Annotated in this window: 21 protein-coding genes; 9 read left to right on the top strand and 12 right to left on the bottom strand. The window is 66.6% G+C overall.

What is annotated here, in order from left to right; translation table 11 throughout:
• Positions 1–23: 23 nt before the first annotated feature.
• From purH to O2K97_RS02375, 6 genes are all read right to left on the bottom strand, one after another.
• Complete coding sequence (gene purH / locus O2K97_RS02400; RefSeq protein ID WP_269220297.1) at positions 24–1,628, bottom strand: bifunctional phosphoribosylaminoimidazolecarboxamide formyltransferase/IMP cyclohydrolase; 1,605 nt, start codon at positions 1,626–1,628, stop codon at positions 24–26.
• A 78-nt stretch (positions 1,629–1,706) separates the two neighbouring features.
• Positions 1,707–2,006, bottom strand: a complete 300-nt coding sequence (locus tag O2K97_RS02395; protein ID WP_269220296.1) for a hypothetical protein — start codon at positions 2,004–2,006, stop codon at positions 1,707–1,709.
• A gap of 24 nt (positions 2,007–2,030) precedes the next feature.
• On the bottom strand, positions 2,031–3,878 hold the full coding sequence (locus O2K97_RS02390) for a heparinase II/III family protein (protein ID WP_269220295.1): 1,848 nt from the start codon (positions 3,876–3,878) through the stop codon (positions 2,031–2,033).
• On the bottom strand, positions 3,875–4,549 hold the full coding sequence (rpe, locus tag O2K97_RS02385; RefSeq protein ID WP_269220294.1) for a ribulose-phosphate 3-epimerase: 675 nt from the start codon (positions 4,547–4,549) through the stop codon (positions 3,875–3,877). Before rpe ends, O2K97_RS02390 begins: the two co-directional genes overlap by 4 nt.
• A gap of 47 nt (positions 4,550–4,596) precedes the next feature.
• Complete coding sequence (locus O2K97_RS02380) at positions 4,597–5,985, bottom strand: RsmB/NOP family class I SAM-dependent RNA methyltransferase (RefSeq protein ID WP_419466078.1); 1,389 nt, start codon at positions 5,983–5,985, stop codon at positions 4,597–4,599.
• A complete protein-coding gene (locus O2K97_RS02375) occupies positions 5,982–7,958 on the bottom strand; it encodes a potassium transporter Kup (RefSeq protein WP_269220293.1) in 1,977 nt (658 codons plus the stop codon). Before O2K97_RS02375 ends, O2K97_RS02380 begins: the two co-directional genes overlap by 4 nt.
• A 168-nt stretch (positions 7,959–8,126) precedes the next feature.
• Between O2K97_RS02375 and O2K97_RS02370 the strand changes: the two genes are divergently transcribed.
• Both O2K97_RS02370 and O2K97_RS02365 read left to right on the top strand, forming a co-directional pair.
• Positions 8,127–8,597: an Rrf2 family transcriptional regulator gene (locus tag O2K97_RS02370; protein ID WP_269220292.1), complete on the top strand. Its 471-nt coding sequence runs from the start codon at positions 8,127–8,129 to the stop codon at positions 8,595–8,597.
• Positions 8,598–8,604: 7 nt separating this feature from the next.
• Positions 8,605–9,402 carry an SDR family NAD(P)-dependent oxidoreductase gene (locus tag O2K97_RS02365; RefSeq protein WP_269220291.1) on the top strand — a complete coding sequence of 266 codons (798 nt, stop codon included), beginning with the start codon at positions 8,605–8,607 and terminating at the stop codon, positions 9,400–9,402.
• On the opposite strand, the gene lpdA is transcribed toward O2K97_RS02365, so the two are convergent.
• Genes lpdA through O2K97_RS02340 form a run of 5 tightly spaced genes read right to left on the bottom strand, consistent with a single transcriptional unit; the run spans position 9,403 to position 15,357 of the window.
• On the bottom strand, positions 9,403–10,800 hold the full coding sequence (gene lpdA, locus O2K97_RS02360; protein WP_269220290.1) for a dihydrolipoyl dehydrogenase: 1,398 nt from the start codon (positions 10,798–10,800) through the stop codon (positions 9,403–9,405).
• Complete coding sequence (locus O2K97_RS02355; RefSeq protein WP_269220289.1) at positions 10,797–11,282, bottom strand: hypothetical protein; 486 nt, start codon at positions 11,280–11,282, stop codon at positions 10,797–10,799. Before O2K97_RS02355 ends, lpdA begins: the two co-directional genes overlap by 4 nt.
• 4 nt (positions 11,283–11,286) lie before the next feature.
• Positions 11,287–12,993 (bottom strand): 2-oxo acid dehydrogenase subunit E2, encoded by a 1,707-nt coding sequence (locus O2K97_RS02350; RefSeq protein WP_269220288.1) that lies wholly within the window; start codon positions 12,991–12,993, stop codon positions 11,287–11,289.
• A 1-nt stretch (position 12,994) separates the two neighbouring features.
• Complete coding sequence (locus O2K97_RS02345; RefSeq protein WP_419466099.1) at positions 12,995–14,062, bottom strand: alpha-ketoacid dehydrogenase subunit beta; 1,068 nt, start codon at positions 14,060–14,062, stop codon at positions 12,995–12,997.
• A gap of 59 nt (positions 14,063–14,121) precedes the next feature.
• On the bottom strand, positions 14,122–15,357 hold the full coding sequence (locus O2K97_RS02340; protein WP_269220286.1) for a thiamine pyrophosphate-dependent enzyme: 1,236 nt from the start codon (positions 15,355–15,357) through the stop codon (positions 14,122–14,124).
• 161 nt (positions 15,358–15,518) lie between these two features.
• Here O2K97_RS02340 and O2K97_RS02335 point away from each other — a divergent pair, with 161 nt between their 5' ends.
• From O2K97_RS02335 to O2K97_RS02310, 6 genes are all read left to right on the top strand, one after another.
• Positions 15,519–16,007, top strand: coding sequence for an Lrp/AsnC family transcriptional regulator (locus O2K97_RS02335; protein ID WP_269220285.1), 489 nt, complete (start codon positions 15,519–15,521; stop codon positions 16,005–16,007).
• A 39-nt stretch (positions 16,008–16,046) separates the two neighbouring features.
• A complete protein-coding gene (locus O2K97_RS02330; RefSeq protein ID WP_269220284.1) occupies positions 16,047–16,985 on the top strand; it encodes a pirin family protein in 939 nt (312 codons plus the stop codon).
• Between the two features lie 49 nt (positions 16,986–17,034).
• A complete protein-coding gene (locus tag O2K97_RS02325; RefSeq protein ID WP_269221086.1) occupies positions 17,035–18,000 on the top strand; it encodes a WD40 repeat domain-containing protein in 966 nt (321 codons plus the stop codon).
• Positions 18,000–18,692, top strand: coding sequence for a monofunctional biosynthetic peptidoglycan transglycosylase (gene mtgA, locus O2K97_RS02320; protein ID WP_269220283.1), 693 nt, complete (start codon positions 18,000–18,002; stop codon positions 18,690–18,692). Before O2K97_RS02325 ends, mtgA begins: the two co-directional genes overlap by 1 nt.
• A gap of 64 nt (positions 18,693–18,756) precedes the next feature.
• On the top strand, positions 18,757–20,652 hold the full coding sequence (locus O2K97_RS02315; RefSeq protein WP_269220282.1) for a M2 family metallopeptidase: 1,896 nt from the start codon (positions 18,757–18,759) through the stop codon (positions 20,650–20,652).
• 111 nt (positions 20,653–20,763) lie between these two features.
• Positions 20,764–22,671 (top strand): TadE/TadG family type IV pilus assembly protein, encoded by a 1,908-nt coding sequence (locus tag O2K97_RS02310; RefSeq protein ID WP_269220281.1) that lies wholly within the window; start codon positions 20,764–20,766, stop codon positions 22,669–22,671.
• 4 nt (positions 22,672–22,675) lie between these two features.
• On the opposite strand, the gene O2K97_RS02305 is transcribed toward O2K97_RS02310, so the two are convergent.
• The gene (locus tag O2K97_RS02305) at positions 22,676–23,647 is read right to left on the bottom strand and encodes an isopenicillin N synthase family dioxygenase (RefSeq protein ID WP_419466077.1); all 972 of its coding nucleotides are present in this window, start codon (positions 23,645–23,647) and stop codon (positions 22,676–22,678) included.
• Positions 23,648–23,809: 162 nt separating this feature from the next.
• Here O2K97_RS02305 and O2K97_RS02300 point away from each other — a divergent pair, with 162 nt between their 5' ends.
• On the top strand, positions 23,810–24,484 hold the full coding sequence (locus O2K97_RS02300; protein WP_017505819.1) for an OmpA family protein: 675 nt from the start codon (positions 23,810–23,812) through the stop codon (positions 24,482–24,484).
• The last annotated feature ends 159 nt before the right edge of the window (positions 24,485–24,643 follow it).

Raw genomic sequence — 24,643 nt, 5'->3', positions numbered from 1 at the left:
CGTTAGCGCCCTTCTTTCCAGCATCAGTGCCGGAAGACCCGAACGCCGGTGAAGGCCATGGCGATCCCCTTTTCGTCGGCGGCGGCGATGACCTCGGCGTCGCGCATGGAGCCGCCCGGCTGTATCACCGCCGTGGCGCCGGCCGCGACCGCTTCCAAGAGGCCGTCGGCGAAGGGGAAGAAGGCTTCCGAAGCGCAGGCCGACCCGTCGGCCAGGGAGTGGGTCAGGCCCTTGGCTTCACCCGCCTCCTTGGCGCGGATGGCGGCGATGCGGGCGCTGTCGCGACGGTTCATCTGGCCGGCACCGATGCCGGCGGTCTGGCCGTCCTTGGCGTATACGATGGCGTTGGACTTGACGTGCTTGGCCACGGTGAAGGCGAACAGCATGTCCTGGATCTCGGTCGGGGTCGGCTGGCGCTTGGTGACGATCTTCAGGTCCGACGGCTTGATCAGCGACCGGTCGCGGCTCTGGACCAGGAAACCGCCGGCGACCGAGCGGAACACCTCGCCCGGACCGTGCGGGTCGGGCAGGCCGTCGGTGATCAGCAGGCGCAGATTCTTCTTGGCCGCGAAGACGGCCTTGGCCTCATCGTCGGCGCCGGGGGCGATGACGACCTCGGTGAAGATGCCGGTGATGGCGCGGGCGTCCTCAGCCGTAAGCGGACGGTTGACCGCTATCACGCCGCCGAAGGCCGAGACGGCGTCGCATTCCAGCGCGCGGGCGTAGGCTTCGGACAAATCACCTCCCACGGCCACGCCGCACGGGTTGGCGTGTTTGACGATGACCACGGCCGGCTGTTCGAACTCCGCGACCAGCTCATAGGCGGCGTCGGCGTCGGCGATATTGTTGTAACCCAGCTCCTTGCCCTGAACCTGCTCGGCATAGGCCACGCCCGGACGACGCTCCCCGGTACGGTAGAAGGCGCCCGTCTGGTGTGGGTTTTCGCCATAGCGCAGGGTCTGGGCCAGGGCGCCCGCGATGGACTTGCGGGCCGGCGCGGCATCCTCGATTTGACCGGCGAACCATCCTGAGACGGCGGCGTCATAGGCGGCGGTGCGGGCGAAGGCGCGGGCGGCCAGGCGTTTGCGCAGGGCCAGATCGGTCGAGCCTTCGGCCTTCAGCGCCTCAAGGATCAGGCCGATGCTCTCGCCGTCGACGGCGACGGTGACATAGCCGTGGTTCTTGGAGCCCGAGCGGATCATGGCCGGGCCGCCGATGTCGATATTCTCGACCGCCGCCTCGAACGCGCCACCGGCCGCGACGGTGCTTTCGAACGGATAAAGGTCGATCCAGACGATATCGATGCCGCCGATCCCGTGGTCCGTCATGGCCTGGGCATGGTCGGCGGCGTCACGCACGCCCAACAGGCCGCCGTGAACGATGGGGTGCAGGGTCTTGACCCGGCCGTCCATCATCTCGGGGAAGCCGGTCAGATCGGCCACGTCCTTGACCGGCAGGCCCAGCTTCTCGATCGCCGCGCGCGTACCGCCGGTCGAGACCAGTTCGACGCCCAGATCGTGCAGGGTGCGGGCTGCGTCCTCCAGTCCGGCCTTGCCGGACAGAGAGATCAGGGCGCGTTGCGGCTTGACCCGGTCAGGGGGGCACGGAAAGTCGGGAGCGGCGGGCATGTGGCGGCGTCCGTGAAGGCTGTGAGGATGGCGGGGCCTCTAGCACCGCTGGCCCAACGCGTCATCCAAGACCTCGCATCAGAACGGATCGACGACTTCTGGTCGTTTGGGATTGTGCAGATAGTTCAGTCGTCCGTCGGCCCCGAAGTTAGCTCCGATCACGTTGCGCGTGATGACCAGGCCTCGCAGGCGCTGATATTCCCATCGAACGACCCTCAGACCGTCCGGCCGCAGATAATCGAAAGTCGGCTCGCCGAGGGCGGCGATGGCTTCCGCAGGCGTCGTCTGGCCAATGACAAATGTCTCACTGCGGTCGCGGTCGAAAACTTGGCCGCGTGTGGCGCAGGATGCGATCAGGATCGACGCCGCCAAAAGCAAGCCAATCCTGATCCCGGCGCGACATCAGCCCGGTTCGCCGCTTGCGCCGGCCGGGCTCAGCTTCCAGCGAATCTTGGTCTCGCTGTCGGTGCGGGCCGAGCCGCGCACCACGATCTGCAGCGAGCGGCGGGTCAGGCCGGCGTCGATATGGACGCTGGGCTCGATGGCTACGTCCGGTCCGTCGGTCCTGAACCACCAGCCCCGGCCCGAGGCGCCCCGCAACAGGATCGAGCGCCGGTCGCGCGCCAGCGAAGCCTGAACCCCCGGCTCCAGATGGAAGCGGATGGCGTAGGGCGCCGCGATCTGGCGCACCATCTCCTTGCGGCCTGGCGTGGGAAACAGCTTCTCTTCGGCCCGCAGCTCGTCCAGCCGCTGATCCAGATACAGCCGGCGCTGATGGTTCAGGCCGAACAACGCATTCCAGCCGTCGTGTTCCATCTCCAGCCAGACGGCGCCGTCGCCGTCGCGCAGGTCGGTGGTCACATGGATCGGCGGTCCGACCAGGCGCGGACCCAACAAGTCGCCCTTCCAGCCGCCCAGCGGCTCGTTCAGCGACCGTTCGCCCAGGGTCAGGGTCGAATGGGCGGGCGTCAGCCGCAGGGCCTGGCGGTCGGTCGAGGCCGGCGTCCACCCCGAGCCGGTCACCAAACGATCCTTGCCGCAGGCGATCTCCAGCGCCAGCGGCTGGGCGCAGGCGGCCGCCCCCCAGGCGTCGCGCGCCGGCGGAGCGGTGTCGGCGATGATGGTGAGCAGGGGGCTGGCGATGCGTGTCAGGCCGGCGACCGCACCGGTCGCTGCAGGCGCGTCGTCGCTCCTCGCCATCGCTTCGTCGTCGTGGGCGCGGGCGGCCGCGACGCGTTCAATGGTGGACGGGCCGCCGCCCTGGAAGCTGGCCAAACGACCATCGGGCAAGGTCAGCAGGCGCAGGCCCTGCGTCAGCGGGACGATGGCGGCCGAGACGCTCTCCGGCGTCGGTTCGGAAAGTTGCGACAGGGCGTCGTCCAGCGTCAACAGGTCGAGCAGCAGCTCAAGCCCCGCCTCGGGACTGCGCGAGGCGTGGCCGCCGTCGGCCTGCACCGTCGTCTTCAGCGCGCCCTCCAGCCGCGACAACGCGCGGCGACGCAAGGCCTGCCCTGGCGCACCCGCCAGCACGCAGCCGCCGATGGCCGCCGCCGTCAAGCGCTCGGCCCGGCTGGCAAGACCGCCGGGCGGGCGCAGCAGCTGTCGGGTCTGGCGCGCCAGACTGTCGGCCAGTTTCAGTCGCTCAGCCTCTGTCGCGACGGCGCCCATCCGCCGTGCGCCGCACGCCAGATTGACGACCCGCCGCGCCAGGATTTCCGGTCCCCAGGCGAAGGGCGACCATCGTGCGAAGGCGTCGGCCCAGGCCAGGGTCAGACGCAGCGCCTCGCGCGCCCCACGGTCGCCTTGAGCCATCAAGGCCGGCAACCAGGCGAAGGCGTGAAGCTCGACCGCAAAGGGCCGCGAGGGACTGGGCCGGTTCCACGGATCGGACGGCGGTTCGACCTCCATCGAGGCGCCGGCCAGCATGAAACGCCCGGCCAGGACATTGCGCCCCGGCGCCGGATCATGAGGGCGGAAATCGCGCGGCGTGGCGGCGAACGCGGTCACCTTGCCCCCACCCAGCGGAGCCCCAAGCGTCAGGCCGTAGCCGGGCAGACCGTAAAGCTCGATCCACAGCTGCCGCGTCGCCAACCGTCCGGCGATGGCGGGCCACAGGCCGGGTCCGGCGATCGTGTCGCCCGACCGCACCGGCGTGCGCACCGGCGCGCCAGGCAGGCCGGGGATCTGACCCGAGGCGACGTCCAGCGTCGTTTCCTGGCCCCGTGGGGCGAAGGGGCCGAGCGGGCTCACGAGAGGCTCGGAGCAGCCGGCGCGGCTTTCAGGGCGGCGATATTGGCCGCGTAATCGCCCTTGAACACGAACGAGCCGGCGACCAGCGCGTCGGCGCCGGCGGCGACGCAGGCCCCGGCGTTGGCGGATGTCACGCCGCCGTCCACCTGAAGGTGAGCCGACGAGCCGGCGCGGTCGAGAATGGCCCGCGCGCCCGCGATCTTCTTCAGCGAACTGTCGATGAACTTCTGACCGCCGAAGCCCGGATTGACCGACATGATCAGCACCAGATCGACCAGATCGACCACCTCTTCCAGGATCGACAGCGGCGTCGCCGGATTGAACACAACGCCCGCCTTGGCGCCCAGCTGACGAATGCGACCCAAGGTGCGGTGCAGATGCGGCCCGCTTTCAGGATGAACGGTCAGAACGTCGGCGCCCGCCTCGCGGAATGCCTCCAGCCAGAGATCCACCGGCGCGACCATCAGATGCACGTCGAACGGCAAGGTCGTGTGCGGTCGGATCGACTTTACGATGTCGGGGCCAAGCGTGATGTTCGGCACGAAATGCCCATCCATCACATCGACGTGGATCCAGTCGGCGCCCGCCGCCTCAAGCGCGCGGACTTCTTCACCAAGCCGCGCGAAATCGCTGGCGAGGATCGACGGGCAGATCAGAGGGGTAACGGCCATGGCCTTCCGGATAAGGCGGGTTGCGGGCAGGAGCAAGGCGCTCCCGCTCAGGACACCCGCTCCAGCCTGGCCGCGAAGAAGCCGTCCAGTCCGCCGTGTTCGGCCCACATGGAGGGCAGGATGCGCAGCCAGCCTTCGGGCGTCAGCGCCTTGGGCGGGGCGCCGACGGCGGCCGGATCGGCGGCGACCGTGCGGAAGGCGGCGTTGCGACGCAGGAAGGCGATGATCTGGGTTTCGCCCTCCTCACGCTCCAGCGAGCAGGTGCAATAGACCAGACGGCCGCCCGGCTTCACGCGCTCGGCGGCGGCGTCCAGCAGGCGGTGCTGGACGTCGGCCAGTTTGGCGACCTCTGCCGGTTTGGTGGCGCGCAGGACCTCCGGGTTGCGGCGGAAGGTGCCCGTCGCTGTGCAGGGCGCATCCAGCAGGACAGCGTCGAAGGTGCGGGCGTCCTCCCAGTCCTCGGCCGGAACGGCGACCACCTCGGCGGTCAGCCCGGTCCGCTCGAGATTCTGTGTCAGGCGTTTCAGGCGCGGGGCCGAACGATCGAGCGCGACGACCGAGGCGCCGGCGGCCGCCAGTTGCAGCGTCTTGCCTCCGGGCGCGGCGCACATGTCGAGCGCCGTCTCGCCGGGCTTCACATCCAGCAGCCGGCCGGGCACGGCGGCGGCCGCGTCCTGGACCCACCAGTCGCCGTCCTCGAAACCGGGCCAGGTCGCCACGTCGCCGCGACGGCCGGTGCGGACGGTGCCGCCGGCTAGAGCTTCGCCCTCGACCGCGGCGGCCACGGCGGCGGGATCGACGCCTGACTTCAGGCTGAGATCGGTCGCGGGTTCTTCGCGCGCGGCTAAGGCCAGACCCGCCAGGGCGGCCTCGCCATAGTTCGCCTTCCAGCGCGCCGCGATCCAGTCCGGCAGATTGCTCTCAGCCGTCGTCAGGCCGGGGCCTTCACGCCCAACCCCGCGCAGCACCGCATTGACCAGATTCTTGTAGGGCCGGGTCTTGGGATCGCGCTCGGCCAGTTTCACCGCCGTCGAGACCGCGGCGAAGGCGGGTGTTTCCAGCACCAGGGTCTGGGCCAGGGCGATGCGCATCAGGGTGCGCACAGCCTCGGGCGGCGACTTCTTCAGGCGGCGATCCAGGATCTGGTCGATCTCACCAAGGCGACGCAGGGCCGCCATGGCCACGGCGCGGGCGAAGGCGCGGTCCACTGGCTCAAGCGCTCGTGCGGCGGGCTGAGACAGGGCTTCGTCCAGGCCGTTGCGCTTCTCCAGCGCGGCGTTCAGCAGGATGCCGGCGACGACGCGGGCCTCGACGCCGATGTCGTCCTGCGACGGACCTTGAGCAGCCTCGGCCGGGGCCGGGCGCGGGCGGCCCTTGGTGGCCATACGACGGCCGCGCGCCTGCGAGCTCTGCCCGCCCCGTCCCTCGGTGCTCATACCGCCACCTGCGCGCCCAACTCGACCACGCGGCCGGGCGGGATGTGGAAGAAGTCGGTCGGATTGGCGGCGTTACGCATCAGGAAGATGAACAGCTTGTCCTGCCACAGCGGCATGCCCTGACGCGCCGACGGGATCAGCGAGCGACGACCCAGGAAGAAGCTGGTCGACATGATGTCGAACTTCAGCCCCTGTTTGCGGCACAGGCCCAGGGCGCGCGGCACGTTCGGCGTCTCCATAAAGCCGTAGGTGACCGTGACCTTCTTGAAGTCGTCGTTGATCGGCTCCATTCGCACCCGATCGGCCTCCTTGACGCGCGGGCGCTCGGAGGTGCGGACGGTCAGGATGACGTTCTTCTCGTGCAGCACCTTGTTGTGCTTGAGATTGTGCATCAGGGCGACCGGCGCGACGTCGGGATCCGAGGTCAGGAAGATGGCCATGCCCGGCGCACGGTGCGGCGGCCTGGCCTGAAGCATCTCGATCAGATCGTTCAGCGGCAGGCTGTCCTTGCGCGTCTTGGTCGTCAGAATCTGCGTCCCGCGCACCCAGGTCCACATCACGACGACCAGCAGGGCGCCCAGCACCAGCGGCATCCACGCGCCGTCCGGAATCTTCAGCAGGTTGGACGTCAGGAAGACGCTGTCGATGAAGGCGAACGGAATGAGGGTCCCCGCCACCGCCCACATCGGCCACTTCCAGCCCTTGCGAATGACCGAATAGGCCATCAGCGTATTGACCAGCATGGTGCCGGTCACCGCCACGCCGTAGGCGGCCGTCAGATTATGCGAGCTCTGGAACACGACCAGCAGCACCAGAACCCCGACCATCAGGAAGGTGTTGACCGCCGGCACGAAGATTTGGCCCGCCTGGGTCTCGGACGTGTTCTTGATGTCGATGCGCGGCAGTAGGCCCAGTTGCACCGCCTGCTGCGTCACCGAGAAGGCGCCGGTGATCACCGCCTGGGACGCGATGACGGTCGCGGCGGTCGCCAGGATCAGCATCGGCCAATAGGCGAACTGCGGCACCATGTTCCAGAACGGGTTCTCGGACGCGGCCGGATTGTCCAGGATCAGGGCGCCCTGGCCCAGATAGTTCAGCGTCAGGCACGGCAGGACGAAGGCCAGCCAGCCCATGCGGATCGGCGCCTTTCCGAAATGACCCATGTCGGCATAGAGGGCCTCGGCCCCCGTGACGGCCAGGAAGACGCTGCCCAGGATCACGAAGCCCAGGAAGCCGTCATTGAGCAGAAGCATGACGCCATAGTGGGGCGACAGGGCCCGCAGCACGCTGACGTCGTCGAAGATATGATACAGGCCGAGCGCCCCCAGGCTCAGGAACCAGACGGCGGTGATCGGGCCGAAATACTTGGCCAAGCTGGCCGTGCCGCGTGACTGGACCAGGAACAGGGCGATCAGGATGCCGGCTGAGATCGGCACGATGAAGGAATCCAGCCGCCCTGCCAGACCCGGCGCGTCCTGCAGCCCTTCGACGGCGGACAGGACCGAGATGGCGGGCGTGATGATGCCGTCGCCATAGAACAGGGCTGCGCCGCAAACGCCCAAGATGAAGATCCAGGCGCTGCGTCGCCCGACCGCGAACTGGGCCAGCGCCATCAGCGACAGGGTGCCGCCCTCGCCCTTGTTGTCGGCGCGCATCAGGAAGAAGACGTATTTGAACGTCACCACCACCATCAGCGCCCAAAACGCTAGCGACACGACGCCGATCACGGCCAGATCGCCGCCGACACCGGTGCGTGCATGGTCGATCGCCTCGCGCAGGGCGTAGAGGGGGCTGGTGCCGATGTCCCCGAACACGACGCCGATCGCGCCGATGGTCAGGGCCCAGAAGCCGCCGTGCTTGGCGGCCTGGCCGCCCAGGACGTGGGATTCCGGACCCGTGGCGTGGGTGGGCTTGTCCGGCGTGTTCGACGCGGGCGAGGGAGCGCTCGCGTCGTGGGGAGTGTCCCCGGCCATGCGTATCCTCCGGGTCTCCGACGCGGCGTCGGTCCCTTCAAAGCGGCGAGCCTTTAGGCCCATTCCACGCTGTCTTCAATCGCGCCGCGACGGATTCGGTTTCGGCGTTCTGTGGCGCGATTTGTGATTCGGCCCCTGAACGCCTATTTTCGCATCAGGAACAGAACCATGTCAGACAGCCAACGCTTCCCCGTCGCCGCCCACGCCCTGGCCTATATGGCCCACAAGGGCGCGTTTGGGCCTGCGCAGGCGATGCCCAGCGGCGTGCTGGCGTCCTCGATCCCGACCAATCCGGTCGTGGTGCGGCGTGTGACCGCGCTGCTGGCCAAGGCTGGGCTGATCGCCACTCGTCCGGGGGCGACTGGCGGCTCCTGGCTGTTGCAGCAGCCCGAGGACATCCGGCTGGATCAGGTGCTGAAGGCGGTGAACGGCTGCGCCCACATCGGCTCGCCCCCCGCCGGCGCCAAGGGTTGCCCGATCAGCGAACACATTCCCCGCCAAGTCGCCAAGGCCCTGACCGCCGCCGACGAGGCCGCGACCGAGGCTTTGTCCAAGATCACCATCGCCGACCTTCTGGCCGAAAACCCGATCTCGTTGGCCGCCTTTGCGCCGCACAAGTCCTGCCCCGTCGCAGCCTGATCGACCTGTGAACCGGATCGTCCTGATCACCGGCGCCTCGGCCGGCATCGGCGCGGCCCTGGCCCGGACCTATGCGGCCGAGGGCTGGAATGTGATCCTGACAGCGCGTCGCCAAGCCCCGCTGCAGGCCTTGGCCGACGAACTGACCGCCGCCCACGGCGTGACCGCGACCGTCATTCCCGAAGACCTGTCCGACCCCGCGGCGCCCGAGCGGCTGGTTGCGACCATCGCGGCCCGCGGCCTGACCGTCGACGGGCTGGTTAACAATGCAGGATTCAGCCGAGTCACCGGCTTTCTGGACACCGATCTGAGCGCGCACCGCGCCATGATCCAGGTCATGCTGACCGCGCCGGTCGAACTGTCGCGCCTGTTGCTGCCCGGCATGATCCAGCGCGACTTCGGCCGGGTGCTGAACGTCGCCTCCCTGGCCGGCCAGATGCCGGCGACCGGCGGCGACACCCTGTACGGACCGATCAAGAGCTTCTTGATCAAGGCGTCGCAGGGGTTGCATCTGGAGACGCAGGGAACCGGCGTTCACGTGACGGTGCTGAACCCCGGCTACACCCTGACAGAATTCCACGACGTCAACGGTTCGCGCGAGCCAGTCTCCAGCGCCTATCCGGCCTGGATGTGGATGGACGCCGCGCGCGTGGCGCGCATCGGCCATGACGCCTGCGAGGCCAACCGTCCCAGCGTCACACCCGGCGTCATGAACAACGTCATGGCCGGACTGGCTCGCTTCCTGCCCGATGGCCTGGCGCTCCGCATGGTGGCGAACCACGCGAAGCGGCTGGACCGGATATGATCAGATGTGGATGGCGTGCCCGAGGGCGCGCAGGCTGGTCTCGTGGAAGGCCTCGCCCAGCGTCGGGTGGACGTGAATCGTCCCGGCGACGTCTTCCAGAACCGCACCCATCTCCAGCATCTGGGCGAAGCTGTTGGACAGTTCCGACACATGCTGGCCCACCGCCTGGATGCCCAGGATGCGGTGGTCGGTCTTGGACGCGATCACCCGCACGAAGCCGCCGTCCTCGCCCGCCTCGATGGCCAGGGCCCGACCGATCGCGGCGAAGGGGAAGACCGACTGGATCACATCGTCACGGCCCGCGACCTCGTTCGGGCCCAGACCGGCCGAAACGATTTCCGGCTCGGTGAAACAGACGGCGGCGATGGTGACGGGATCGAAGATCCGGTCGTGGCCGGCGATGATTTCGGCGACCACCTCGCCCTGGGCCGAGCCCTTGTGCGCCAGCATGGGTTCGCCGGTCAGGTCGCCGACCGCCCAGACGTTCTTCATGCTGGTGGCGCAGCGCTGGTCAATTTTCACGAACGGGCCGTCCATGGCCACGCCCATGTTTTCCAGACCCCACCCTTGCGTGCGTGGACGCCGGCCGACCGTGACCAGCACCTTGTCGGCGTCCAGTTGCAGCGGCTCGCCGTCCTTGGTCGTGATCGACAGCTTCCTGTCGCCGAAGCCCCCGGCGCGTGCGCCCAGATGCAGCTCGACGCCATGCTTCTCCAGCCACTTGGCGACCGGATCGGTCAGAGCCTTGTCGTAGAGCGGCAGGATGCGGTCGGCCATTTCGACGATGGCCACCTCGGCGCCCAGCTTGCGATAGGCGATGCCCAATTCCAGACCGATATAGCCGCCGCCCACGACGACCAGCTTCTTTGGAACGTCCGACAGGCTCAGCGCCTCCGTCGAGGAAATGACGTCGCCGCCGAACGGCAGGAAGGGCAGTTCGACCGGCTCGGACCCCGTCGCGAGGATGACGTGTTCGGCGGTGATGCGGATGTCGCCTTCGTCGGTTTTCACCACGCAGGTCTTGGCGTCGGCGAACTCGGCCCAGCCCTTGATGACCTTGACCTTGGCCTTCTTCAGCAGAGCCGCGACGCCCGCGTTCAGCTTACGGACGATGCCGTCCTTCCATTCGACCGTCTGTTTCAGGTCGATGGCCGGCTGGGCTGCGGTTATGCCCAGGGTCCCGCCGCCGGCCGCCTTGGCCACGGTCTCGAACTTGCCCGCCGCATGGATGATAGCCTTGGACGGAATACAGCCGACGTTCAGGCAGGTACCGCCCAGCCCATCGCCGCCGTCCACCAACACGGTGTCCAACCCCAGCTGGCCGCAGCGAATGCCAGCGACATAGCCGCCGGTGCCTGCCCCGATGATCAGGACTTTGGTTTTCAGGGTCTGGGTCATCGCCGATAACGCTCTAAGATTTCACGTATTTTGGACAGGTCATTCGTGTAGGGAAGCACTTGAAGATCTTCCTGATAACCCGGATCGCCCTCGGCACGAGAAGGCATTTCGAGGCGGGCAGATTCCATGATCTCGGCATATTGGCGACGCGCTTCGGCAATATCCGACTCTAGTAGAAGCAAGACGCGCTGGCCTCTTTTCACTTCGTAACTCGGGCCGCAATCATCGTTTTCCGCCCACCTGTACCTCGGCACATTTCTGGCTGGGACAGGCCCTGTGAGCTTGAACTCGGCTTCGTGAATTGGTCCCAAGCTGCGCTCCCAGTCCATGGGGTAAACCCGACGAACTCGAACTACCTCAGCTTCGAACACTGCTGGCTCAGTCAGAAAGATCATATTGAGAGGGCTGAGCGTGCAGGCGTCAGCCCCGCTTGACGCAAGCAAAGCAAGCAATGTTGCAGCAAACGCGGAGGCGAACCTCATCGCCTCACCCCATCCACAACGTCGCCGGGTTTTCCAGGAGCCCCTTGATCCGCTGCACGAACACCGCCGCATCATGCCCATCGACAATGCGGTGATCGAAGCTGGACGACAGGTTCATCATCTTGCGCACGACCATCTGGCCGTCCTTGACCATGACCCGTTCGGCGATCTTGTTGGGACCGACGATGGCGACCTCGGGGTGGTTGATGATCGGGGTATGGACCACCCCGCCCAGCGTGCCCAGCGAGGTGATGGTGATGGTCGAACCCGACAGTTCCTCGCGCTTGGCCGAACCGTCCTTGGCCGCGCCCGAGACGCGGGCGATCTCCAGCGCCGTGTCATAGGGGTCGCGCGCCTCGGCATGGCGGACCACCGGCACCATGAGGCCGTTCGGGGTCTGGGCGGCGATGCCCAGATGGACCGGGGCGTGCTGGGTCAGGACGCCCGCTTCGTCATCATAGGTGGCGTTGATCTGCGGCTGGTCGCGCAGGGCGACCACGATGGCGCGGGCGATGAAGGGCAGGACGTTCAGCTTGGGCTGATCCTTGGACTTCGTCGCATTCAGGTGGGCGCGCAGCTCCTCCACCGCCGTCATGTCGATTTCCTCGACATAGGTGATGTGGGGAATGCGGCGCACGCTCTCGGCCATCTTCTCCGCAATCTTGCGGCGCAGGCCGATGATCTTGACCTCGGTCGTCCCTTGCGCCTTCGCATAGGTCGAGCCGCCGCCGGACGGCGCCGACGCAGGTTGCGAACCGCCGCGCGCGATGAAGCCGTCCAGATCCTCGTGCGTGATCCGACCCGCCGGGCCGGACCCGGGCACGAAGGTCAGATCGACGCCCAGGTCCCGCGCGCGACTGCGCACGGCCGGCGAGGCCGACGGGCGTTCGCCGGGCGCACGGCCGGTCAGGGCGGGAACAGGCTTGCCCCCCTCCCCCGCTGCGCGGGTACTCCCCCCGGCGGGGGGAGATTTCGAAGGCGACGATCCTCCCCCATCGGGGGAGGGGGACCGCGAAGCGGTGGAGGGGGCCGGAACGGGCGCGGGCGTCGAGACATTGCCCCGACCCTCGACATCGAATGCGACCAGCGGCCCGCCGACCGGCACAGATTTGCCTGCCTCGCCGTACAGGGCGACGACCGTTCCGGCGACCGGTGAGGTGATCTCGACCGTGGCCTTGTCGGTCATGATGTCGGCGATGATCTGGTCTTCCTCGACCGCATCTCCGACCTTGACGTGCCATCCGACCAGCTCGGCCTCGGCCGTGCCTTCGCCGACGTCAGGCAGTTTGAAGACGTAATTGCCGGATGTCGGCGCGGCGTTAGAGAGCCCCTCCACCGCTACGCGGTCCCCCTCCCCACTGTCGTGGGGAGGAGACGATGCAGCGACAGTTTCCTCCCCGCGCGAAGCGGGGGGAGGTGGCTCGGAGCGCAGGGGAGAGACGGAGGGGCTCTCTTCGGCATTGCCCGCCCCCTCGACCTCGAACTCCACCAGGGGACCGCGCACCGGCACCATGGCGCCGGGTTCGCCATGCAGGGCGACGACCTTGCCGCTGACCGGAGCGGTGATCTCGACCGTGGCCTTGTCGGTCATGACGTCGGCGATGATCTGGTCCTCGGCGACCGTGTCGCCGATCTTGACGTGCCATCCGACCAGTTCGGCCTCGGCGGTGCCTTCGCCCACGTCGGGCAGTTTGAAGACGAAACGACCCATCTTATCGACCTCCCGTCATGACGCTCTTCAAGGCGTCTGCGACCCTTTGCGGCCCCGGGAAATATTCCCATTCGAAAGCGTGCGGATAGGGCGTGTCCCAACCGGTGACGCGCGCAATCGGCGCCTCCAGGGAATAGAAGCAGCGCTCCTGCACCAGGGCCGACAGCTCGCCGCCAAAGCCCGAGGTCTTGGGCGCCTCATGCACGATGACGCAGCGGCCGGTCTTCTTCACCGAGGCCTCGATGGCTTCGATGTCCAGCGGCACGAGCGAGCGCAGGTCGATGACCTCGGCGTCCACGCCCGCGTGCTCCGCCCCGGCCAGGGCGACCCAGACCATGGTCCCATAGGCCAGGATAGTGACGTCGTTTCCTTCGCGCATCACGCGCGCCTTGCCGATGGGCTCGACATATTTGCCGGTCGGGACCTGGGCCAATCCTTGCGACTTCCACGGGCTGACCGGCTTCTCGTGCCAGCCGTCGAATGGGCCGTTGTAGAGGCGTTTCGGCTCGAAGAAGACGACCGGATCGTCATCCTCGATGGCGGCGGTCAGCAGGCCCTTGGCGTCATAGGGGTTGGACGGAATGACGACCTTCAAGCCCGCGATATGGGTGAACAGGCTTTCGGGCGACTGGCTGTGGGTCTGGCCGCCGAAGATGCCGCCGCCATAGGGGCTGCGCACCGTGATCGGCGAGGTGAACTGGCCGCCCGAGCGGTAGCGCATCTTGGCCGCTTCGGAGACGATCTGGTCATAGGCCGGATAGATGTAGTCGGCGAACTGGATCTCGACGACCGGACGCAAGCCATAGGCGCCCATGCCGATCGCGGCGGCGACGATGCCGCATTCCGAGATGGGGGCGTCGAAACTGCGGGTCAGGCCGTGCTTCTGCTGCAGCTTGTCGGTGACGCGGAAGACGCCGCCGAAATAGCCGGCGTCCTCGCCGAACGACAGGACGTTGGCGTCTTCCGCCATCTTGACGTCGATGGCCGAGTTCAGCGCCTGGATCATGTTCATGGGGACCACGCCCGCGCCCGTCGCTTCCGAGGCGGGGGCGGCGTTCTGGTCGACCATGTCGGGCTCGACGCCGTCGTTGCGATCGGCGTCGGTGAAGGTGGTTTGCTCGCTCATGGTCAGACCCCCACCTCGCGGCGCTGTTCGATCAGCCGCCAGTCTTCGGTCGCATAGACCTCTTCGAACATCGTCTTCACGCTGGGGCGCGACTGGCCCAGGGTGCCGATGGCTTCGGATTCCTTGCCGGCGGCGCGGACCTGCTCGACGGCGTCCTTCAGCGCGGCGGCGTGACGCTCGTCGTCCCATTCGCCGATGACGGTCAGATGCTGGCGCAGACGTTCGATCGGATCGCCCAGCGGCCATTTCTCATGCTCGTCGCCGGGGCGATAGCGGCTGGGGTCGTCGGAGGTCGAGTGCGGGGCGCCGCGATAGGTGAACAGCTCGATCACCGTCGCCCCCTGGTTCGACCGCGCCCGCTCCTCGGCCCACTGGGTCGCCGCCCAGACCGCCAGGAAGTCGTTGCCGTCCACCCGCAGGGCCGGAAGGCCATAGCCGATGGCCTTGGAGGCGAAGGTCGTTTCAAGCCCACCGGCGATGCCCTGGAAGGAACTAATGGCCCACTGGTTGTTGACGACGTTCAGGATGACCGGGGCGCGATAGACGGAGGCGAAGGTCAGGGCGTTGTGGAAATCGCCTTCGGCCGTGGCGCCGTCGCCGATCCAGCTGATGGCGATCTTGTCGTCGCCCTTGTAGGCGCTGGCCATGGCCCAGCCCACGGCTTGCGGCACCTGGGTGCCCAGATTGCCGCTGATCGTAAAGAAGCCGTAGTCCTTGGCCGAATACATGATCGGCAACTGGCGGCCTTTGATCGGATCTTCGGCGTTCGAATAGATCTGGTTCATCATCGCGACCAGCGGATAGCCGCGCGCGATCAGAAGCCCCTGCTGGCGATAGGTGGGGAAGCCCATGTCCTCGCGGCTCAGGATCATGCCCTGCGCGATCGCGATGGCCTCTTCGCCGGTGCACTTCATATAGAAGCTGGTCTTGCCCTGGCGGTGGGCGCGGTGCATCCGGTCATCGAAGGCGCGCGTCAGGATCATGGCCTTCAGGCCGCGACGCATCGTCTCGGGATCCAGGCGCGGGTTCCACGGACCGACCGCGGCGCCCTCATCGTCCAGCACCCGAATCAGACGGAAGGCGAGATCGCGCATCTGATAGGGCGTCGATCCGACCTCGGGCCGTTCAACGACACCGGCAGGGTCCATCTGCAGATGGCTGAAGTCCGGCGTATCGCCGGGACGGCCGGACGGCTCCGGCACGCGCAAGGACAGGGGCTGGCTGTTCTTTTTGTTCATTTTGTCGTTCATGCGGGCGTCCATATCCGTTCTGGGGTCCGTCCGTGTTTCCTCTGGACGTGTGATAACACGACCCCTAAGCAGGTGCTCGCTCAATTTGACCTTGCGCAATCCCGATATCGGGTATTTTATTTCGCGATAATCATAATCGGAGAAACGCATTGGCCGACGAACTCGACCCCATCGACGCCCGCATCCTGGATATCCTGCAACAAGACGCCGGGCTGTCGGTCGCAGAGGTCGCCGATCGCGTCGGACTGTCGGCCTCGCCCTGCTGGCGGCGGATCAAGCGGCTGGAAGACTCCGGCCTGATCACCAAGCGCGTCACCCTGCTGAACGCTCAGCTGCTGGGCCTGGACTTCGAGGTCTACGCCATCGTCAAACTGATGCTGCCCTCGTCGGAAAACCTCAATGTCTTCGAGGCCGCCGTGGCCAAGTGGCCGGAAGTGGTCCAGTGCGCCACAATCACGGGGCGCGAGGACTATGTGCTGCGCATCATCACCTCTGACATGCATGCGTTCGACCTGTTCCTGCGCGAAAAGCTGTTGGCCCTGGGCATCGTCTCGGACTGCGAAAGCCACATCGTCACGCGCGGCGTGAAGAATGTGACCGCCCTGCCTCTTGGCATCGTCACGCCTCACGTCGGATAACGTCGCTCAGGCGGCGCGGGCCGCACTGGGAGCCGACACATGATCGAACTGGTGATCGACGCACGCCGCAAGGACCTGGGCGGGTTCGAGGTCGGGCGCGTCCTGCCCTTCCATTCGCGCCGGATGGTCGGGCCCTTCATCTTCCTGGACCAGATGGGACCGGCGGAGTTTGCGCCCGGCGCCACGGCCATCGACGTGCGCCCCCACCCGCATATCGGCCTGTCGACCCTGACCTATCTGTTCGAGGGCGAGATCATGCACCACGACAATCTCGGCTACGATCAAGCGATCCGGCCGGGCGAGGTCAACTGGATGACCGCCGGCAAGGGCATCGTCCATTCCGAGCGCACCGATCCGCTGAAGAAGAGCAAGGGCGGGCCGATGCACGGCATGCAGGCCTGGGTCGCCCTGCCCGACGAGGCCGAGGAGATGGACCCGGCCTTTCATCACCTGGGCGAGGACGCTCAGCCCGCCTACGAGAACGGCGGCCTGTTCGCGCGTCTTGTCGCGGGCGAGGCTTACGGCGCCAAGGCGGCCGTGCCGGTGTCTTCGCCGCTGTTCTATATCCATTGGGAGCTTCAGCCCGGCGTGCGCACGGCACCGCCGTCCGGCAAGGGGGCCGGAGGCATGAGCGAGCGCGCCCTCTATGTGGCGAAGGGCTCCATCGAGGTCGGCGATCGCACCTTCCACGAGGGCCAGATGATCGTGCTGGAGCCGACGGCCGAGCCGACGGTCAAGGCCCTGACCCAGTCGACCGTCATGGTGCTGGGCGGAGAGCCGGTGGGGGAACGGCTGATCTGGTGGAATTTCGTCGCTTCCAGCCAGGCCCGCATCGATCAGGCCAAGGCCGATTGGAAGGCGGGCCGGATGACGCTGCCGGACGCCGACGATCTGGAGTTCATCCCCCTGCCCGACGAACCCGCAAAGGCGCAGGCGGAGCCTGCGCCAGTGACGCCCAAGCCGACCGATCCAGTCTAGCGGGCAGGCAGAAGGTGACGCGGCGAGGTCGGATCGCTACATGCGGCCTATGAACTTCGATTTCGACGCCCAGGTCACCGCCGCCCTGTTCGACAACACCGGCGCTGTCTTCGCCCTCGGCGACGGCTCGATCCGGTTCGAAGACCGGACGCGGGTGGAGGCGCACGACGGCGCCGTGCTGTGCGCCTGCGTTCATCCGTCCGGCGACGGGATCGTCACAGGCGGCGATGACGGCAAGGTCGTCTGGACCCGTCGCGACGAGGACCCGGTCGTTCTCGCCACGGCCAAGAACCAGTGGATCGACGCCATCGACGCCTCCCCGGCCTCGGGCCTGATCGCCTTTTCCTTCGGCCGCACCCTGTCGGTGATCGACCCCAAGGAGGTGGGTTTCCGGCGCGATTTCCAGCATGAGCGCACCGTCTCCGGCGTCGCCTTCGAGCCGAAGGGCCGGCGCATCGCCACCTCGACCTATGGCGGGGCGGCGCTGTGGTATGCGCGGATCGAAAAGCAGCAGCCCATGAAACTGGTCTGGGCCGGATCGCACACCGGCGTCGCCTTTTCGCCCGACGGCGCCTTCGTCGTCACGACGATGCAGGACAATCAGATGCACGGCTGGCGCATCAAGGACGCCAAGAACCTGCGCATGGGCGGCTATCCCGGCAAGGTGCGGTCGCTGGCCTTCCTGGCCAATGGTCAGCTGTTGGCGACCTCGGGCGCGCAGGGCGCGGTCCTTTGGCCCTTCATCGGATCGAATGGGCCGATGGGGCGCGAGGCGACCGAGATCGGCTATGACGACACGACCCTGGTCAATCTGGTCTCGGCCCGCGCCGACCATGGCCTGCTGGCCGCCGGCCTGACCGACGGTCGGGTCTGGGTGGCGCATCCGGCGGCCCAGGGTCTGAACTTCGTCAAGGCCGAGAAGGGTCCAGCCATCGTCGCCCTGTCGCTCAGCCCCGCAGCCGACAAGGTGGCCTGGGCCGATGAAGACGGCGCCGCCGGGCTCTTGATCCTCTAATGGCGACGGGCCGCAAGAGCTGGCGTCGCGTGGTGCTGACCGCGCTTCTGATCCTGGCCCTGATCCCGGTTGCAGGCGTGCTGATCGTCGCCATCGTCCCGCCGCCGCCCACCATACTGATGCTGCGTCAACTCGCGAGGGGCGATGGCATGGACTATCGGTGGCGCGGTCTGAACCAGATTTCTCCCAACATGGTGAACGCGGCCATCGCCGCCGAGGACGCCCGGTTCTGCAGCCACCACGGTTTCGACATGGAGGCGATCCAGAAGGCGCTGGACCACAACGCCGAAGGCGGGCGCCTGCGCGGCGGGTCGACCATCAGCCAGCAGACGGCCAAGAACGTCTTCCTGTGGCCCGGGCGCGACTGGATCCGAAAAGGTCTGGAGGCGGGCTACACCGTCCTGATCGAGGCCGTCTGGTCCAAGCGCCGGATCATGGAGGTCTATCTGAACGTGGTGGAATGGGCGCCCGGCGTCTATGGCGCCCAGGCCGCGTCGCGCCACTGGTTCGGCAAGGATGCCCGTGACCTGAGCCCGCGTGAGGCGGCGCGTCTGGCCGCCATCCTGCCGGCCCCGCGCCGTTACGAAGCCGCCGCGCCCGGCCCCTATGTGCGTCGGCGCGCCGCGCGTATTCAGGCGGCTATGGGCACGGTGCGCAACGAGGGTCTGAACACCTGCGTCGTCGGTCGCTGAACCGTCACGCTTGACGGGCGACCGGGCCTGACCTCTCCTGCCCGCGCTATTCAGGAGAACCATCATGAAGCGTCAGATGATGACCGCCGTCGCGGTCTGCGCCCTCGCCTTCGCCGCCGGCTGCGCCAGCACCAGCGAACCCGCCGCCGGCGCGCCAGGCGCCGAACAGACGGCCTCGACGACGCCCGCGCCGGCCGTCAGCGGCATGCGCGCCGACTATCCGATCACCGCCGAGGGCGCGACGGCCTTCATCGCCGACGCCGAAACCAAATGGGCCGAGGTCAGCGAATATGTCGCCCGCATCCAATGGGCGCGCGCCACCAACATCACCTTCGACACCATGTGGCTGGAATCCAAGGCCAACGCCGAGGCGACCGAGCTTCAGGTCCAGCTGGCCAATCAGGCCGCCAAGTTCAACGACGTGCAGGTCGATCCGGTCGTGCGCCGCAAGCTGAACCTGCTGCGGCTCAGCCTGGTCCTGCCCGCTCCCAACCGCCCCGGCGCGGCCGAGGAATTGGCCCAGATCACCACGCGGCTGGACTCGACCTATTCGACCGGCAAGTTCGACTTCAAGGGCAAGCCGATCACGCTGGACGAGGCCTCTCTGATCCTGGCCGACAGCCGCGACCCCGCCGAGACCAAGGCGCTGTATGAAGGCTGGCGGACCATCTCCCCGGTCATGCGCGACGACTACGCCCGCATGGTCGAGATCGCCAACGAGGGCTCGCGCGAACTGGGCTTCGCCGACACCGGCGCCCTGTGGCGGTCAGGCTACGACATGCCCGCCGACGATTTCGCGGCCGAGACCGACCGGCTGTGGGCCCAGGTGAAGCCTTTCTACGAGAACCTGCACTGCTATGTGCGCGCCCGGCTGAACGCGAAATACGGCGACGCGGTGCAACCCGATCACGGTCCGATCCGGGCCGATCTGCTGGGCAATATGTGGTCCCAACAGTGGGGCAATATCTATGATGTGGTCGCCCCGCCCAGCGGCGGCGCGTCCAGCTATGACCTCACCGAACTGCTCAAGGCCGCCGACTACGACGCGACGAAGATGGTCAAGACGGGCGAGGGCTTCTACGTCTCGCTGGGTCTTGATCCGCTGCCACAGACCTTCTGGGAACGCAGCCAAATCACCCGCCCGCGCGACCGCGAAGTCGTCTGCCACGCCTCGGCCTGGGACCTGGACAACGCCGACGACATCCGCATCAAGATGTGCACCAACGTCAACGGCGACGACTTCTACACCGTCCACCACGAGCTAGGTCACAACTACTATCAGCGGGCCTACAAGAACCAGCCGATGCTGTTCCGGAACGGCGCGAACGATGGCTTCCATGAGGCCATCGGCGACTTCGTCGGCCTGTCGGCCCTGACCCCCACCTATCTGAACCAAATCGGCCTGCTCAAGACCACGCCGGGCGCGGAGGAGGACATTCCCTTCCTGCTCAAGATGGCCTTGGACAAGATCGCCTTCCTGCCGTTCGGCCTGATGGTCGATCGCTGGCGCTGGGATGTCTTCTCGGGCGAGACGGCGCCGGCTGCCTACAACACCGCCTGGACCGCCGACATGCTGCAGTATCAAGGCTTGGTGCCGCCCGGACCGCGTCCGGCCAACGCCTTCGATCCGGGCGCCAAATACCATGTGCCCGGCAACACACCCTATACCCGCTACTTCCTGGCGGCCATCTATCAGTTCCAGTTCCAGCGCGCGGCCTGCAAGCAGGCGGGCTGGACCGGACCGCTGCATCGCTGCTCCGTCTATGGGAACAAGGAGGTCGGCGCGCGCTTCGACGCGATGTTGCAGATGGGCCAGTCACAGCCGTGGCAGGAGGCGATGAAGGCCTTCACAGGCGACGACGGCAACGACGCCTCGGCCATCGCCGACTATTTCGCCCCGCTCAATGTCTGGCTTCAGGAACAGAACCGCGGCCACCAATGCGGCTGGAGCGCCACTTGATCATGAGGCGCGGTTAACTCTTCCGCTTGAGGCTTCCCTTAACCGCCTGATGGCAGACTGAGCGCTATTCAGGCGGGATCCGGGCGATCTGCGCCCTTGGGGATGATCATTGTGAACGCGTCCAAACGGATCGGAAATGCGGTTCGGGCCCTGCGCGGGCTGGCGACCCAACTGGCTTCGGACCGGCGCGGCAATGTCGTGATGATCTTCGCCCTGGTGATGCCGGCCCTGGTCATGCTGACGCTGGGCGGCATCGACATCAATCGGGTGACGACGGCCAAGGCGCGGGTGCAGGACGCCTTGGACGCCGCCACGCTCGCGGCCGCACGGTCATCCTACACCGACCCCAAGGACCTGAAGACCGTCGCCCTTGTGGCCCTGAAAGCCAATCTGCGCAACGCCTCGGTCGAGCCGTTTTCCGACGATGCCGTAAAGATCGAGCTGACGAAGGATCAAGTCGTCATCGCCGACATTCAGGTCCAGGTGAAGACCCTGATCGCCAACGTGGTCCTGCCGCCCTATGGCAAGATTCTGGACGACACCCTGCCTGTGAGCGTCCACTCCGAGGTGAACCGATCGTCCAAGGACATCGAGGTCTCGCTGGTGCTCGACATCACCGGCTCCATGGGCAGCAACAACCGGATCGGCGATCTGAAAAACGCGGCGAATCAGCTGATCAAGCTGGTCGTTCAACCGGCGGCGAAACAGACGCCCTACTATTCGCGCATGGCCATCGTGCCCTATTCGATCGGCGTGAACCTGGGCTCTCGCGCAGACGCCGCGCGCGGCGCCTCGATCGGATCAACCAGCATCACCGGCGCCTCGTGGGCGGCGGCCTCCGCCAAGTCGATTTCCGGCATCACCCGCGCCTCACCCGGCGTCGTTACCGCCAACAGCCACGGACTGGCGACCAACGACTACGTCTGGATCAGCGGCGTCAGCGGCATGACCCAGATCAACAACCGCACCTACAAGGTCGTTCGCATCGACTCCAACAAGGTCTCCCTGCAGTATCAGTCCGGCGGCAACTGGTATGCGCTGAACACGAGCAGCGGTTACAGCAGCTACAGCTCCGGCGGCCAGATCCGCAAATGCACGCGCTCGGACTGCTTCATCACCATCACCTCCAATAACCATGGCCTGTCCGAGGACGAAGGCGTTCAGATCACCGGCGTGAATGGGATGAGCGCGCTGAACAACAACGGCGGCCTTTTCGAAGTCTATGAGCGCACATCCAACGATGCCTTCGTCCTGCCCGTCGGGGGCGCCGCCTACGCCGACTATTCCAATGGCGGCTCTGTTCAATGCGGCCGTGACGGATGCGCGAAACGCGTCTTCCGCGATCCGCAGTACAATCGTCTGAACGTGTTCGACAACACCACCTGCGTCAGTGAGCGTGCAGGGTCGTCGGCCTATACCGACACGGCCCCCGGTTCCGCCTACGTCGGCCGAAACTACGCGTCTCCACGCAATCCCTGTCCAGCGGCGACGATCCAGCCTCTGACGTCCAACATCGACACCCTGACCAACCTTGTGAATGGTCTGTCGGTCACGGGATCGACCGCCGGTCAGATCGGCCTCGCCTGGGGGTGGTACACGGTATCCAACCAGTTCAATGCGCTGTGGACATCGAATACGGCCGCCGCCTATGCGCCGACGAAGGTGCTGAAGGCTGTCATTCTGATGACCGACGGCGAGTTCAACACCCCTTATTGCGGCGGCGTGATCGCTCGAAACGCCGGTTCCGGGTCAGGCAGTCTCTACGACAAGATCGCCTGCGACGCGACGAACGGCGACCCGTTCGACCAGGCGGCGAAGCTCTGTGCCGGCATGAAGGCGAAGGACGTCATCGTCTATACGGTGGGGTTTTCGATCACCCCCGGCAGCGAGGCGGCGAACATCCTCAGCAGTTGCGCCACCGACAAGGACAAGGCCTTCCTGCCGCAGTCGGGGGCGGACCTGTCCAACGACTTCCAGGCCATCGGACGCGACATCACCCGACTGAGGATCTCCCGCTGACGGCCTAGAGCAGGCGAATTTCCCGCAGGCGCTCTGTCAGATAGTCCTCGGCCAGGATGGTTTTGCCCGCATAGCGATCGGGATTATCCGGCGTGATGGCGCTGGGCAGGGTCTCGATTGGGAAGTCCGGGTTGAAGTGCAGGAAAAAGGGCGTCGAATAGCGCGCGAACCCGCGGCGCTCGGGCGCCGGATTAACCACGCGGTGGGTGGTCGACGGCAGGACGTGGTTGGTCAGCCGCTGCAACATGTCGCCGATATTGACCACCAGGGCGCCGGGCGGCGGCGCGATGTCCAGCCAGCTGCCGTCCTTTTCCTTCAGCTGTAGCCCGGCCTCCTCGGCGCCCAGCAACAGGGTGATGACGTTGATATCCTCATGGGCTCCGGCCCGAACACCCGGTGCATCTGCAGGCACCGGCGGATAGTGCAGCATGCGCAGGACGCTGTTGCCCATCTCGACCTTGTCGGCGAAGAAGTCGTCGCCCAGCTTCAGATAGCGAGCGATGGCGCGCAGAATCTTGGCTCCCAGAGCGTCGAGGTCTTCGAACATGCCGTACAGATGCTCGCGGAAGCCCTCGACCTCGGTCGGCCAGACGTTGTCGCGCATATAGCGGCGATAGGGATGGCCTTCGGGCAACTCGCGACCGACGTGCCAGAACTCCTTCAGGTCGACCGTCTTGGCGTCCTTGGCCGCCTCGACGCCAAACGGCGTCAAACCGCGCGCGCCGCCTGTGCCGGGTTGGTGATACTGGCGCTTTACGTCCTCCGGCAGGGCGAAGAAGGCCTTGGCGTCGTCGATGGCGGCCGCGATGCGCGCCTCGTCCAAACCATGGTCGGCGACCACCGCGAAGCCGTAGCGCGAGAAGGACGCGCCCAGGGCGTCGCTGAACCCTTGGAAATCGACATCATATTGGGTCATCGAGACCGGCTGGATGGCGCGGCCGGCAGGGCTGTCGTTCAGGGTCGTGCTCACGAACATCCTCGATCTGAAAAGGTGCGGCGGTTCCCATACGCCTAATCTGCGCCCTTGTCAGGGCGTCGCGAAACCATCGGACGAGCGTTCATGCCCGATACAGATTGGAACCTTCACAGTGAGCCTACGTTTTCGCGCCAGATCGCAATCAGAGAAAAGGACTAGTCCATGCGCGCCAAGTTTATCGTCGCCAGCGTCTCCATCGCCGCCCTCCTAGGCGCCGCCGCCTGCACCACCACCGACCCGTACCGCTCGGGTCCGGTCCGCAACAACACCGGAACCGGCGCCATCGCCGGCGCTGTCGGCGGCGCGCTTCTCGGCTATCTGACGAACACGTCGAACGGCGAGCAGGGCCGCAAGAACGCCTTGATTGGGGCTGGCGTTGGCGCGCTGGGCGGCGCCGCAGTGGGCCAATACATGGATCGTCAGCAGCGTGCGATGGAGGCCGAATTGTCCGGCTCCGGCGTCGGCGTGGCGCGTCAGGGCGACCTGCTTGTGCTGCGGATGCCGTCGGACGTGACCTTCGCCACCAACCAATCGTCGATCGACCCGCGCTTCCTGCCCGTGCTGGAGGACGTCGCCCGCGTGCTGCAACAGTATGACCAGTCGACCGTGGACGTGATCGGCCACACCGACTCCTCGGGCGGCGATGCGATCAATCAGCCGCTGTCGGAACGTCGGGCCAGCAGCGTCGCTTCGGAACTGGTTCGCCGCGGTGTTCTCGCCCAGCGTCTCTATGTCGCCGGCAAGAGCTCCAGCGAACCCGTGGCCACCAACGCCACAGCCGAAGGCAAGGCGCAGAACCGCCGCGTCGAAATCCTGATCCGTCCGTTCACCGGCTGATCAGGCCTCAAGTCAGAATACCTGGGGCGGCGTCGCAAGGCGCCGCCCTTTCTGCTGTCGCTGCTCAAAACGGGCAGACGATACGGCAAAGAAAACGCCGCCTCCTTTCGGAGGCGGCGTTCTGTCTTTCGACGACTTCGAAGGTCGGAGCCGTCCCGG

This window comes from Brevundimonas vesicularis (assembly GCF_027105095.1).
Classification (GTDB): Bacteria; Pseudomonadota; Alphaproteobacteria; order Caulobacterales; family Caulobacteraceae; genus Brevundimonas; species Brevundimonas vesicularis_E.
Note: the sequence above shows the minus strand (reverse complement) of the source record. Positions and strands in the feature narration are given on the sequence as shown.

Bases quoted from the DNA above. Each gene is read 5' to 3' on its own strand.
- purH (WP_269220297.1), bottom strand. From the start codon at position 1,628: ATGCCCGCCGCTCCCGACTTTCCGTGCCCCCCTGACCGGGTCAAGCCG.
- rpe (WP_269220294.1), bottom strand. From the start codon at position 4,549: ATGGCCGTTACCCCTCTGATCTGCCCGTCGATCCTCGCCAGCGATTTC.
- O2K97_RS02380 (WP_419466078.1), bottom strand. From the start codon at position 5,985: ATGAGCACCGAGGGACGGGGCGGGCAGAGCTCGCAGGCGCGCGGCCGT.
- O2K97_RS02375 (WP_269220293.1), bottom strand. From the start codon at position 7,958: ATGGCCGGGGACACTCCCCACGACGCGAGCGCTCCCTCGCCCGCGTCG.
- O2K97_RS02370 (WP_269220292.1), top strand. From the start codon at position 8,127: ATGTCAGACAGCCAACGCTTCCCCGTCGCCGCCCACGCCCTGGCCTAT.
- lpdA (WP_269220290.1), bottom strand. From the start codon at position 10,800: ATGACCCAGACCCTGAAAACCAAAGTCCTGATCATCGGGGCAGGCACC.
- O2K97_RS02355 (WP_269220289.1), bottom strand. From the start codon at position 11,282: ATGAGGTTCGCCTCCGCGTTTGCTGCAACATTGCTTGCTTTGCTTGCG.
- O2K97_RS02350 (WP_269220288.1), bottom strand. From the start codon at position 12,993: ATGGGTCGTTTCGTCTTCAAACTGCCCGACGTGGGCGAAGGCACCGCC.
- O2K97_RS02345 (WP_419466099.1), bottom strand. From the start codon at position 14,062: ATGGTCGACCAGAACGCCGCCCCCGCCTCGGAAGCGACGGGCGCGGGC.
- O2K97_RS02340 (WP_269220286.1), bottom strand. From the start codon at position 15,357: ATGAACAAAAAGAACAGCCAGCCCCTGTCCTTGCGCGTGCCGGAGCCG.
- O2K97_RS02330 (WP_269220284.1), top strand. From the start codon at position 16,047: ATGATCGAACTGGTGATCGACGCACGCCGCAAGGACCTGGGCGGGTTC.
- O2K97_RS02325 (WP_269221086.1), top strand. From the start codon at position 17,035: ATGAACTTCGATTTCGACGCCCAGGTCACCGCCGCCCTGTTCGACAAC.
- mtgA (WP_269220283.1), top strand. From the start codon at position 18,000: ATGGCGACGGGCCGCAAGAGCTGGCGTCGCGTGGTGCTGACCGCGCTT.
- O2K97_RS02315 (WP_269220282.1), top strand. From the start codon at position 18,757: ATGAAGCGTCAGATGATGACCGCCGTCGCGGTCTGCGCCCTCGCCTTC.
- O2K97_RS02305 (WP_419466077.1), bottom strand. From the start codon at position 23,647: ATGTTCGTGAGCACGACCCTGAACGACAGCCCTGCCGGCCGCGCCATC.
- O2K97_RS02300 (WP_017505819.1), top strand. From the start codon at position 23,810: ATGCGCGCCAAGTTTATCGTCGCCAGCGTCTCCATCGCCGCCCTCCTA.